The 12,696-nt window shown below is 40.2% G+C and carries 10 protein-coding genes and 1 tRNA gene; 2 read left to right on the top strand and 9 right to left on the bottom strand.

Annotated features, from left to right (window positions below):
- Window positions 1-29 precede the first annotated feature (29 nt).
- From pnp to I6F10_RS14650, 8 genes are all read right to left on the bottom strand, one after another.
- Window positions 30-2,156, bottom strand: a complete 2,127-nt coding sequence (pnp, locus tag I6F10_RS14615; protein WP_197099063.1) for a polyribonucleotide nucleotidyltransferase — start codon at window positions 2,154-2,156, stop codon at window positions 30-32.
- A 394-nt stretch (window positions 2,157-2,550) separates the two neighbouring features.
- Window positions 2,551-2,820 carry a 30S ribosomal protein S15 gene (rpsO, locus tag I6F10_RS14620; protein ID WP_002958490.1) on the bottom strand — a complete coding sequence of 90 codons (270 nt, stop codon included), beginning with the start codon at window positions 2,818-2,820 and terminating at the stop codon, window positions 2,551-2,553.
- A 153-nt stretch (window positions 2,821-2,973) separates the two neighbouring features.
- On the bottom strand, window positions 2,974-3,933 hold the full coding sequence (gene truB, locus I6F10_RS14625; protein WP_024606290.1) for a tRNA pseudouridine(55) synthase TruB: 960 nt from the start codon (window positions 3,931-3,933) through the stop codon (window positions 2,974-2,976).
- Entirely contained in the window at window positions 3,917-4,399 is a 483-nt protein-coding gene (gene rbfA, locus I6F10_RS14630) for a 30S ribosome-binding factor RbfA (protein ID WP_002958487.1), read from the bottom strand. Before rbfA ends, truB begins: the two co-directional genes overlap by 17 nt.
- Window positions 4,400-4,508: 109 nt before the next feature.
- Window positions 4,509-7,169 carry a translation initiation factor IF-2 gene (gene infB, locus I6F10_RS14635; protein ID WP_002958484.1) on the bottom strand — a complete coding sequence of 887 codons (2,661 nt, stop codon included), beginning with the start codon at window positions 7,167-7,169 and terminating at the stop codon, window positions 4,509-4,511.
- 25 nt (window positions 7,170-7,194) lie between these two features.
- Complete coding sequence (gene nusA, locus I6F10_RS14640; RefSeq protein ID WP_002958483.1) at window positions 7,195-8,694, bottom strand: transcription termination factor NusA; 1,500 nt, start codon at window positions 8,692-8,694, stop codon at window positions 7,195-7,197.
- Between the two features lie 39 nt (window positions 8,695-8,733).
- Window positions 8,734-9,189, bottom strand: coding sequence for a ribosome maturation factor RimP (gene rimP / locus I6F10_RS14645; protein WP_002958482.1), 456 nt, complete (start codon window positions 9,187-9,189; stop codon window positions 8,734-8,736).
- A 281-nt stretch (window positions 9,190-9,470) separates the two neighbouring features.
- A tRNA-Met gene (locus tag I6F10_RS14650) sits at window positions 9,471-9,547 on the bottom strand.
- Window positions 9,548-9,982: 435 nt separating this feature from the next.
- On the opposite strand from I6F10_RS14650, the gene I6F10_RS14655 reads away from it, so the two are divergent.
- Window positions 9,983-10,444, top strand: a complete 462-nt coding sequence (locus I6F10_RS14655) for a globin (RefSeq protein ID WP_138489413.1) — start codon at window positions 9,983-9,985, stop codon at window positions 10,442-10,444.
- A 312-nt stretch (window positions 10,445-10,756) separates the two neighbouring features.
- Window positions 10,757-12,313, top strand: coding sequence for a cryptochrome/photolyase family protein (locus tag I6F10_RS14660; protein ID WP_165744014.1), 1,557 nt, complete (start codon window positions 10,757-10,759; stop codon window positions 12,311-12,313).
- Between the two features lie 60 nt (window positions 12,314-12,373).
- Here the strand turns inward: I6F10_RS14660 and I6F10_RS14665 are convergent.
- On the bottom strand, window positions 12,374-12,696 hold a 323-nt coding region (locus I6F10_RS14665; RefSeq protein WP_197099064.1), incomplete at its 5' end, for an Hsp20 family protein.

Raw genomic sequence — 12,696 nt, forward strand, 5'->3', positions numbered from 1 at the left:
CTAATATAACTAGATTAATAAGTTAGCAATTACGCGTCAGTTGGCGCGTCAACAGCTGGTGCTGCTGATTCCATTGCTTCTTTAATACTTAGACGTACACGGCCTTGGCGATCTACTTCTAGTACTTTAACTTTAACTTCTTGACCTTCAGAAAGGTGATCAGCCACGTTGTTAACGCGCTCAGTACTAATTTGAGAAATATGTACTAGACCATCTTTACCTGGAAGAATGTTTACAAATGCACCGAAGTCAACAATACGTACAACTTTACCTTCGTAGATAGTACCTACTTCAAGTTCAGCTGTTAATTGCTCAATACGGCTAATGGCATTAGCTGCACTTTCGCCATCTGTAGCGGCAATTTTGATTGTACCGTCGTCACCGATTTCAATCGTTGTACCAGTTTCTTCAGTAAGTTGACGAATAGTTGCGCCACCTTTACCAATAACTTCAGCGATTTTCTTCTGTGGGATTTTCATCGTGTAGATACGAGGAGCAAACATTGATAGCTCTTCAGAAGGAGCAGAAATCGCTTCATCCATCACTTCTAAGATATGTAAACGTGCAGCTTTTGCTTGTTTAAGCGCAATTTGCATGATTTCTTGAGTGATACCTTCGATTTTGATATCCATTTGAAGTGCAGTAATACCTGCAGCAGTACCGGCAACTTTAAAGTCCATGTCACCTAAGTGATCTTCATCACCTAAAATGTCAGAAAGAACAACGAATTTATCGTCTTCTTTAACTAGACCCATCGCAATACCAGCAACAGATGCTTTAATTGGTACACCCGCGTTCATAAGTGCTAGAGAAGTACCACAAACAGACGCCATTGAAGAAGAACCGTTTGATTCAGTAATTTCAGATACTACACGGATTGAGTAAGGGAACTCAGTAAGTGTAGGCATTACAGCTGAAATACCACGCTTAGCAAGGTTACCATGGCCGATTTCACGACGCTTAGGAGAACCAACAAAACCAGTTTCACCTACACAGAATGGAGGGAAGTTGTAGTTAAGCATAAAGTGGTTTTTATGAGTACCAGTTAAATCGTCGATTAACTGTGAATCACGTTCTGTACCAAGTGTCGCTGTTACTAACGCTTGAGTTTCACCACGTGTAAAGATAGCAGAACCGTGAGTACGCGGTAATACGCCAGTCATTACGTCTAGTGCACGAATCATATCTGGTTCACGACCATCGATACGTTTTTCGCCAGCAGCGATACGGCCACGAACGATTTTCTTCTCAAGTGAACCGAAGATTTTGCCAATTTCTTGCTTGTCTAAAGACTCGCCTTCAGCAAGTCCAGCTGTTAATACTGCAACAACTTCATCTTTAGCTTCACCAAGAGCTTCTTTACGCGCTACTTTATCAGTGATTAAGTAAGCTGCGCCTACTTTTTCAGCAGCAATAGTTGCTACTTTATCTTCTAGTGCAACGTTTTTAGCTGGTGCAGTCCAATCCCAAGTAGGCTTGCCTGCTTCTGCTTTAAATTCTTCGATTGCAGTAATGATCGCTTGAGATTGCTCATGACCATATACAACAGCGCCAAGCATTACGTCTTCTGCAAGTACGTTAGCTTCTGATTCAACCATAAGTACCGCTTTATCAGTACCGGCTACCACTAAATCAAGTTGGCTTTCTTCAAGCTCTTTTAATGTAGGGTTAAGTACGTATTCGCCGTTGATGTAACCAACACGAGATGCACCAATTGGACCACTGAATGGGATACCAGAGATAGCAAGTGCTGCTGAAGTACCAATCATCGCAACCATATCAGGTTGGATTTCAGGGTTAACAGAAACAACAGTAGCAATAACTTGTACTTCGTTTACAAAGCCGCTTGGGAAAAGTGGACGAATTGGACGGTCAATAAGACGTGCAATAAGAGTTTCGCCATCGTTAGGACGGCCTTCACGCTTTAAGAAACCACCAGGGATACGACCAGCAGCGTACATACGCTCTTGGTAGTTAACGGTTAGTGGAAAAAAGTCTTGACCAGGTTGTGCTTCACGCTTACCAACAACAGTTACTAAAACTGAAGTGTCGCCAATGCTTGCAAGTACAGCGCCGTCTGCTTGACGAGCGATTGCACCAGTTTCTAGAGTCACTGTATGTTGACCTAGTTTGAATTCTTTAATAATTGCTTGCACTTAAAATATTCCTTAAATGTATTCTAATAAGTTGTCATCAAAGTACCAATTACAGTACATAATTGTATTCAGTTGGAAATCAATTAAGTACTACAATTGGCAATGATGTGAATAAGCGTAGATAAACCTTTTTATCTACGCGCATAGTATATACCAAAGCTACTTCAAAATGCGAGTCTAGGGTGTGTTGATCTTTGCGGATTGAAATTTGTTCAATCTAACGACTAGATTTAAGCTGGGCTAATGAGTGGGTAAATACAACGATGCTTGATAAGCTATGAAATAGGAGTTTTACAATATAATTCAATAAGTTTATATATTTGTTTTATTTTAAAACACAAATTTTAGGCACAAAAAAAGGAGCTAAAAAGCTCCCATTTCTATAATCTAGTTCTTAACGACGTAGGCCAAGTTCTTTGATTAGTGCAGTATAACTAGTGATATCTTTACCTTTAAGGTAATCAAGTAGTTTACGGCGAGTGCTTACTTTACGAAGCAGACCACGACGTGAGTGGAAGTCATGCTTGTGATCAGCAAAGTGACCTTGAAGCTTGTTGATATCATAAGTAAGTAATGCTACTTGTACTTCTGATGAACCTGTATCGCCTTCTGCACGTGCAAATTTAGCAATGATATCGATTTTTTCTTGATTGCTTAGTGACATAGTAACTCCAAAAATTAAATTTAAAAGGTGTCTTAGCCGATCACTAATTCAGCCAAAACGATTAAGCCGGCGTATTCTACCAACTGTGGGAATAACTACAAGTTAATTATTCCCATCTACAACTAATAAGCCACTGCTGGGCACACTAATTGCTTATTCAGGCTTTACGTAATCATCTTGCTGGCTAGCAAGACCACGTTTAACCTTTAAATGACCATTTGAGTTGCGCTCGCCAGTACCAATAAACACACCATCCGCAACAACTTTAATTGCCCCCTCAGGTAAAGCTTCAGGTAACTCGACTGCTTGCCCATGACTAAATACTTTGCCCTGCTCTTTCGAAATTTCAATAACAGGTAAATCAGTTAAAGCAGTGTCTATAGGTAATAACAACGAGTCTAAATAAGTAGAAGGCGCAAGCTCTTCTGCTTTCGCTTTAGCAAGCAACGCTTCAATTTCATCAAGCGAAACCATTTTATCTGCCGGATACTGACCAACAGCAGTTCTGTGAAGCATTATAACGTGTGCGCCACACCCTAGGTTTTCGCCCAAATCATCAACGATTGTACGAATATACGTCCCTTTTGATACATGAGCCGTCATTTGTAATACGTTGTTTTGTTCATCAAATTCGTCAAACGATAAGCTAAACACATTTATTTTTCTGCATTTACGAGGGACTTCAATACCCTCTCGTGCGTACTTATATAATGGTCTACCTTGATACTTAAGTGCTGAGTACATTGATGGATATTGATCTGACTCTCCAACAAAAGCAGCTATTTCTTTTGTTAGCTGTTCACGCGTTACGTTCACATCTTTAGTGCTAACAATTTCGCCATCAGAATCTGATGTCGTTGTACGCTCACCCAGTTTTGCACGAACGATATAAGTTTTATCTGTATCAAGTAGAAACTGCGTAAACTTAGTCGCCTCACCAAAACAAATTGGCAGCATACCTGTAGCAAGCGGGTCTAAAGCCCCAGTGTGGCCAGCTTTTTGTGCAAAATAAACACCTTTCGCTTGCTGCAGAGCTTTATTTGATGAAATGCCTTGCGGTTTGTTTAACAACAAAATACCGTCAACTGCACGGCCTTTACTGCGCTTTGCCATCTGTATCAGTGCCTTCTTCGCTATCTGTATCTTCTACGTGCTTAGTACTTTGTTCACTATCTGAAATATCAGCATCAACACTTTCTACATCTTCATCGACATGCTTTGCGTTATCTTCGCGGATAATAGAATCCACTAAATTAGAAATACGCATACCTTCCATCAGTGAATTATCAACTACAAACTTTAACTCAGGCATTATACGAGCACGAATACGCTTACCAAGTAACGAGCGAATATAACCCGTTGCTTCATTAAGTACTTTTGCGCTTTGCTTTGCTGCATCTTCATCTTGTGTGTTAAACACAGTGATGAAAATTTTGGCATAAGATAAATCACGCGATACTTCTACCGCTGACACTGTCACCATACCTAAGCGTGGATCTTTAATTTCGCGTTGTAAAATTACAGCAATTTCTTTTTGGATTTGCTGTGCAACACGATCAGTGCGAGAAAATTCTCTCATTGCATTTGTCCTAAAATCATAACTTATTGAAATTTAATAATAAGCTAATTAAATAATGGATACACAAATGGGGGCTAAGCCCCCATTTATTAGTTTAGCGAGCTAACAATTAAAGAGTACGTTGTACTTCAACTGTTTCAAATACTTCGATTTGGTCACCAACACGTACGTCATTGTAGTTCTTAACGCCGATACCACATTCCATGCCGTTACGAACATCAGCAACATCGTCTTTAAAGCGACGAAGTGACTCAAGTTCACCTTCATAGATAACCACGTTTTCACGTAGTACACGGATTGGAGCGCTACGTTTAATAACACCTTCAGTAACCATACAACCAGCGATTGCGCCAATTTTTGGAGACTTGAATACGTCACGAACTTGAGCAAGACCAATGATTTCTTGTTTAAACTCAGGTGCTAACATGCCTGACATGGCTTGCTTAACTTCTTCGATTAAGGCATAAATTACGCTGTAATAACGAAGGTCTAAGTTTTCAGTATCAATCACTTTACGAGCAGAAGCATCAGCACGAACGTTAAAGCCAACTACAATTGCGTTAGACGCTGCAGCTAGTGTCGCATCAGTCTCAGTAATACCACCCACACCTGAACCTACAATCTTCACTTTTACTTCATCAGTAGAAAGTTTAGTTAGTGAATCAGAGATTGCTTCGATAGAACCTTGAACGTCTGCTTTAAGTACCACGTTAACTTCAGAAACATCACCTTCAGTCATGTTGGTAAACATGTTTTCAAGCTTAGCTTTTTGCTGACGTGCTAGTTTAACATCGCGGAATTTACCTTGACGGTATAAAGCAACTTCACGCGCTTTACGCTCATCTTTAACTACAGTTGCTTCGTCGCCCGCAGCTGGAATACCAGAAAGACCTAAAATCTCTACTGGAATCGATGGACCTGCCGACTTGATGTCTTTACCGTTTTCATCGCGCATTGCACGAACACGGCCATACTCAAGACCACATAATACAATGTCACCTTGGTTAAGCGTACCAGATTGAACAAGTACTGATGCAACTGGACCGCGGCCTTTATCAAGACGAGATTCAATAACAACACCTGCAGCCATACCTTCGGTAGGGGCAGAAAGCTCTAAAAGCTCAGATTGCATAAGTACGGCTTCAAGAAGGTCATCAATACCTAGACCAGTTTTAGCTGAGATATGAACGTACTGCGTATCGCCGCCCCATTCTTCAGGGATAACGTCTAGCTGAGCTAGTTCGTTTTTAACGCGATCTGGATCTGCGCCTTCTTTATCCATTTTGTTTACAGCAATGATTAAAGGAACGCCAGCTGCACGTGCGTGCTGTACCGCTTCTTTAGTTTGTGGCATAACACCATCATCTGCTGCAACCACTAAGATTACGATATCTGTCGCTTTAGCACCACGAGCACGCATTGATGTAAATGCAGCATGTCCTGGAGTATCTAAGAAGGTAATCATATTGCCGTTTACATCAACATGGTATGCACCAATATGCTGTGTAATACCACCGGCTTCGCCAGAAGCAACCTTCGCAGAACGAATGTAATCTAGAGTCGATGTTTTACCATGGTCAACGTGACCCATTACAGTTACTACTGGAGCACGAGGCTCTGACTTACCATCTTCATGGCGGTCGTTAAGTACTGTTTGCTCTAATTCGTTTTCTTTAACAATGATAACCTTGTGACCCATTTCTTCTGCAACTAGTTGTGCAGCTTCTTGGTCGATCACTTGGTTAATAGTAACCATGTCACCCATTTTCATCATTGTTTTAACAACTTCAGCGCCTTTAACAGCCATGCGTGATGCAAGCTCAGCTACTGTAATTGTTTCGCTAATACGCACTTCATTTTTAACATCAACAGTTGGTTTTTGGAAACCATGCTGCAGCGATGCTGGTGCTTTTAATTTAGACTTGTTACGGCCTCTTGACGCTGCAAATTTATCTTTTGCTGGCGCTTTTTTCTTTTTCTTAGCACGGCGAGTGCCTTGCTCATCACGAGCATCGGCAACATCTTCTGCTTCACGTGCATAAGTCGAAGTCGTAAGATGGTGATCCGCTGTTTCTTCGCGTTTCTTACGTTCTTCTTCTTCTTTCTTCCAGCGTGCTGAATTCTCTTCAGCTAGCTTTCTTGCCTCTTCTGCTTGACGTTTCGCTTCTTCTTCAGCTTTCTTCAATGCGGCCTCTTCTGCTTCTTTTTGCAGACGCTCAGCTTCTATGCGATCTTTCTCAGACTTAGCACTTTGCTCTGGGGTCATCTGCTTTTGTTTCGCTTTACGCTCTGCATCAGCTTTGCGTTTAGCTTCTTCTTTGGCTTTACGGTCAGCTTCTTCTTTCGCTTTACGTTCTGCCTCTTGTTTCGCTTTTAATTCTGCGGCTTCTTGTTCAGCTTTTTGTTGCTGTTCAAGACGGGCTTTTTCTTCAGCGGCTAAGCGTGCTTGCTCTTGTTCTTGTTCCATTGCGCTTTTCTTCACGTAGGTACGTGTTTTGCGAACTTCAACTTGAACATCTTTAGCTTTACCCGTAGAACCAGTCACACTTAATGTGCTTTTGCTCTTACGTTGTAAAGTCATACGCGCTGGGCCATCTGAACCTGTACCACCATGATGCTTGCTTAAATGATCAAGTAACGTTGCTTTTTCAGCTTCTGTTACGTTATCAGTTGCTTGCTTAGTGATACCTGCTTGTGAAAACTGCTGTAGCAATTTATCAACAGTTGTACCTATATCGCCGGCTAGTTTTTCAACATTTACTTCTGCCATAGTGTGTAATACCTCCGTTAATAAATTACTCGTCTGCAAACCAACAAATGTTTCGTGCAGCCATAATCAGTTCACCCGCTTTTTCAGATGAAAGTTCTGTGATATCAACTAATTCGTCAATACCTTGCTCTGCCAAGTCTTCAAGTGTAACAACACCTTTGCTTGCCATAACAAATGCTAAGTGACGCTCTAAGCCTTCAAGCGCAAGTAAGTCTTCAGCTGGCTCTGCGCCATCTAAGCTTTCTTCCGTTTTAAGTGCTTTAGTTGTCAATGCATCTTTTGCGCGTGAACGCAATAAATCTACAGTCTCTTCATCAAGACCATCAATTTCTAAAAATTCAGACGCAGGTACATACGCCACTTCTTCAAGTGTCGAGAAACCTTCGTTAATAAGTAATGATGCAAACTCATCATCTATATCTAAATTTTCAGTGAATAAGTTAAGTAACTTATCAGATTCAGCTTCATTTTTGGTACGCATGTCTTCAACAGTCATTACGTTTAGTTCCCAGCCAGTTAATTGGCTTGCTAAACGAACATTCTGACCATTACGACCAATTGCTTGTGCTAGGTTATCGGCTTCTACAGCGATATCCATTGAGTGAGTGTCTTCATCCATTACGATTGAAGCAACTTCTGCTGGCGCCATTGCATTGATAACAAATTGTGCTGGGTTGTCATCGTAAAGTACGATATCAACACGTTCACCACCAAGCTCAGACGATACAGCTTGAACTCGTGCGCCACGCATACCAACACATGCACCAATTGGATCAATGCGTTTGTCGTTAGATTTAACAGCAATTTTAGCGCGTGAACCTGGATCACGTGCAGCTGCACGTAACTCAATCATCTCTTCGCCAATTTCTGGCACCTCAATGCGGAATAATTCCATTAGCATTTCAGGTTTAGAGCGCGTTACAAATAATTGTGCACCGCGTGCTTCAGGTTTAACTTCATATAAAAGACCACGGATTCGATCACCCGGGCGGAAGTTTTCACGTGGCAACATGTCATCACGGTAAATTACCGCTTCTGCGTTGTTACCTAAATCAAGTACGATTGCATCGCGAGTTGCTTTTTTAACAACACCCGTTACCAGCTCGCCTTCTTGATCTTTGTATGCTTCAACAACTAAAGCGCGCTCAGCTTCACGTACTTTTTGTACGATAACTTGCTTAGCCATTTGTGTTGTAATACGGTCAAATTTGATTGAGTCAATTTGTTCTTCAACATAATCACCCATTTGCAAATCAGGTTCTTCAACCTGTGCTGCTTCTAGAGTGATTTCGCTGTATGGGTTCTCTAAAGAACCATCTTCTAATACAGCGGCAATTTGCCAGCGACGGAACGTATCGTAATCACCGGTTTTACGGTCAATTGCTACACGTACTTCAATTTCGCCATCGTGTTTTTTCTTTGTCGCTGTCGCTAGAGCGAACTCTAGAGCTTCAAAAATCTTTTCTTTTGGAACCGCTTTCTCATTGGAAACGGCTTCAGCAACCAATAATATCTCTTTTGCCATGGGTAATGCCTCGCTTGCCCTATTCCTTCGCACTCGAATTTAAAACTTCGCGATTAAATTCGCACGTTCGATGTTACTAAGCATGATCAGATGCTCTGCACCATCGCTAGATAGTGTGATCATATCGCTGCTAACTGCTACTAAGTCGCCTTTAAAATTACGACGACCATCCTGTGGAAGTTTAGTACGCACGCGTACTTCCTCTCCTTGCGCCTGCTCGTAGTGATCTTGTTTGAATAATAGACGATCAACACCAGGAGACGATACTTCCAAATCATATTCATTTGTAATTGGGTCTTCGACGTCTAAAATCGCACTAATTTGGCGACTGGCATCCGCACAGTTATCAACTGAGATCCCATCCTCATGAGCAATATATACTCTTAAGGTAGAATGGCGACCCGCTTGTACAAATTCAAGACCATGCAACTCAAAGCCTAACATTTCTACCGCAGGCGTTAACATGGTTACTAAATCTTGTTCAAGTTTTGTCACGAAAATCCTCCATACAAACAAAAAAAGGGCTTATAGCCCTAAAATACTGAGTTTAAATTTTAATTTGATAGCAATTGCCACAAATCGTAAGGTGCAGATACAACAACGCCCCGAACCAAGCGGGGCGTCACACCAATAAAGCATAAAACTGTGTGGCCGAGGGCCAAGCTTGGTTGCGAGTCAGTAAACTGACCTAATTAAACTACATAGTCTAAAACGCAAAACGCGCATTACTTAGAATGCGCGATATAAATTAGTAAGGTAATACCTACTAGTAGAATTGGTTGCGGGAGCCGGATTTGAACCGACGACCTTCGGGTTATGAGCCCGACGAGCTACCAGACTGCTCCATCCCGCGCCAATAGATATCAAACCTTAAATTTAATATCGCTGTTAGCTGTTATACAACACGCTAAACAATGGCCGCTATTATAAGGATGTACAGGATAATTAGCAACTATAATACGCAATTAGTTTATAAAATTTGCAATTCGTCAAGATGCTAATTTAATGTATATGTAAGTAACATAAGTAATCAGCCAACTTTATAAAATTCCCATACTTGAGTCATAGAATGTAGGAGCTTATTATTTCAGGATAAAAATCAGATAAACTGAAGTTTAATAACTCTTAAAATACGTTTTAAAGGCTCACTAATTACCAGAAAGTAAATAGATATAACAAAAAGCCATACTTTCACACTAAAAAAACGTGCAGAATTTGAACTGCCCGCTATAATCAACTTTATTCCTACTTGATAATAATAGTTATTACTCACTGCAACGAGATAAAAATGAATCAACAACAATCAGCATTATTAAATAACTTAACAATTATTAAGCCTAACTTTCATGCGTTTACGGCTAAGTTTCATAGTAAATTAGCCCAATCTAGTATTGAGATGAATTACCCGACGGCCTTACAGTTTAACGAAAAGAGCTTTACCCTCTTTTGCGTGTTAGAACGAATTGTTAAACATTTAGATAAACCAGCATCGGTAGCTCCTTTTTTAGCTCACCATTTAATGTATCTAAAAAAAAGCGGCGCTTCACACAGTGACATTGCCCTTTTATCTAACGCTTTTTACGAAACCCTTGAAGAGCACCTTGGTAAGCATTTTAATACTGAGAGTCAGCTCGCTTGGAAAAAAGCGCTTAGATACTTTGAAAGCTTTGCAAGCAATGTTCTTTTCAACGTTACCAATGTGGTTTCGTTACAACAAAGAATGCAGCAAAAGCAAAGTAATAAAATTTAGATATTCAATTGGGGGGGAGACTTAAGTTACTTAAACTCCCCTTAATTATGCTCATTTTAACACCATGGTCAAAAACGCCTCGATATGCGGTTAAACTTTTTTGCCCTATTGCTAACAGCACAATGTATTGCGTTATTTACCGCCTCTATTCGTTTTACTAATCTATTATTAAACTCAAGAAACAACTAATCCCCAGCATTAAAAACAGCAAACTATTGTCGTTATGCACTTAATTACTCCTATTTGCTTGTTGTAAAATATTAAAACGATCGTTTAATTAACTATGCCCGTATAAAAAAATTTGGCTTTACTATGACCCATCATAAAACACTTAGATTAATACTAGGCGATCAGCTAAACCCATCTCATTCATGGTATAAACAAAAAGACGACGACACGCTTTATCTCATAGCAGAATTAAAACAAGAAACCGACTACGTTAAGCATCACATTCAAAAACTGTGTGCTTTTTTTAATGCTATGGAAAACTTTGCAACTGCATTAAAAACGGCAGGTTTTAATGTTTTGCATTTGACACTTGACGATACCGCTGACGACAAAGACTTAATTGAATTACTCAAGCGAATTGCCGATAAATACCAATGCGAAACTATTGAATATCAATATCCTGATGAGTTTAGGCTTAAGTCTCAATTAGCTAAGTTTAAAAGTGATGGCTCATTTGATGTAATTGCCACAGATACTGAACATTTTTTATTACCGTTCACCGATATAAAAACACGCTTTACAAAAAACAAGCATGTGACAATGGAGCACTTCTATCGTGCTATGCGTAAGCAGTTTAATATATTAGTTGATGATACTAAGCCAACCGGTGGCAAATGGAATTTTGACAGTAATAATCGTAATAAATTTTCCAAAGCTGACTTAGCGTGTATACCAAAACCTAAGCTATTCAATAATAATGTCAAGAGCATCATTTCTCGCTTAAATAAGCACAAAATCGTTTACTTTGGCGAAATAGCCGATCAGAGACTAGAGTGGCCAACAACGCGTAAACAAGCTATTGAATCTCTAGAATACTTTTGCGAGCATTTACTTAGTTGCTTTGGTCACTTTCAAGATGCGATGACAGATCAAAGTAAAAATAATACCAGCTTGTACCATAGCCGATTATCGTTTGCCCTAAACGCAAAAATACTCCACCCGTTATATGTAATCAAACGTGTAATAAGAGAATACGAACAAAGACCAAGTGAAATATCCCTCTCGCAAGTAGAGGGCTTTACTAGGCAAATATTAGGTTGGAGAGAATATGTACGTGCCATTTATTGGATTAACATGCCCGACTACGCTGTTAAAAATCAATTACAAGCCAAAAACACACTACCATCTTATTTTTGGAACAGCTCAACAAAAATGAATTGCCTAAGCCACTCATTAAAACAAAGCCTTGAAACCGCTTATGCCCACCATATTCAACGCCTAATGGTTATTGGAAACTTTTGCATGCTTACAGGAATAAACCCTGATGACGTAGACAACTGGTACCTAGGTGTTTATATCGATGCCATAGAGTGGGTAGAGATGCCCAACACCCGAGGAATGAGCCAGTTTGCCGATGATGGAATAATTGCGACTAAACCTTATGCTGCAAGCGGTAACTACATTAATAAGATGAGCGATTACTGCAAAAGCTGTCAGTACGATGTTAAACAAAAAGTAGGTGATAAAGCTTGCCCGCTAAATAGCCTGTACTGGCATTTCATGAATAAACACAGAGACAGACTAGAAAAGAACCCACGTATTGGTATGGTATATAAAAACTGGGATAAACAAGAAAAAACACTCCAAGAACAAACGCTGCAACAAGCAACCTACTACCTTAATAATTTAGAAGCGCTGTAAACAAAAAAGCCGCCTCGAATGAGGCGGCTAAGTAATCAGGGAAATATGTACTTTAGAAGATTATTTACCTTCTATTAGATTGCTATTACCAATTTCAATTTTGCGTGGTTTTAGCGCTTCAGGGATTTCACGTTCTAAGTCAATACTTAGTAAGCCATTGGCTAAATCTGCGCCGAGTACTTTTACGTGATCCCCCAGCTGAAATTTACGCTCAAAGTTGCGCTCTGCAATACCTTGATGAATAAATTTACGCTCACTGGCTTGCTCTTTACCCGTTTTAATACCCGCAACAACTAGTGTGTTGTTTTCTGACTCTATGCTCAGCTCGCTTTCGCTAAAACCAGCAACTGCCATAGTAATTCGGTATTTGTCTTTATCGAGCG

The organism is Pseudoalteromonas sp. SWYJZ98, from assembly GCF_015864495.1.
GTDB lineage: Bacteria > Pseudomonadota > Gammaproteobacteria > Enterobacterales > Alteromonadaceae > Pseudoalteromonas > Pseudoalteromonas distincta.

Excerpts from the sequence above, each read along its gene's own strand:
- rbfA (WP_002958487.1), bottom strand. The coding sequence starts at position 4,399 with ATGAGAGAATTTTCTCGCACTGATCGTGTTGCACAGCAAATCCAAAAA.
- I6F10_RS14655 (WP_138489413.1), top strand. The coding sequence starts at position 9,983 with ATGAATCAACAACAATCAGCATTATTAAATAACTTAACAATTATTAAG.
- nusA (WP_002958483.1), bottom strand. The coding sequence starts at position 8,694 with ATGGCAAAAGAGATATTATTGGTTGCTGAAGCCGTTTCCAATGAGAAA.
- truB (WP_024606290.1), bottom strand. The coding sequence starts at position 3,933 with ATGGCAAAGCGCAGTAAAGGCCGTGCAGTTGACGGTATTTTGTTGTTA.
- rpsO (WP_002958490.1), bottom strand. The coding sequence starts at position 2,820 with ATGTCACTAAGCAATCAAGAAAAAATCGATATCATTGCTAAATTTGCA.
- I6F10_RS14660 (WP_165744014.1), top strand. The coding sequence starts at position 10,757 with ATGACCCATCATAAAACACTTAGATTAATACTAGGCGATCAGCTAAAC.
- infB (WP_002958484.1), bottom strand. The coding sequence starts at position 7,169 with ATGGCAGAAGTAAATGTTGAAAAACTAGCCGGCGATATAGGTACAACT.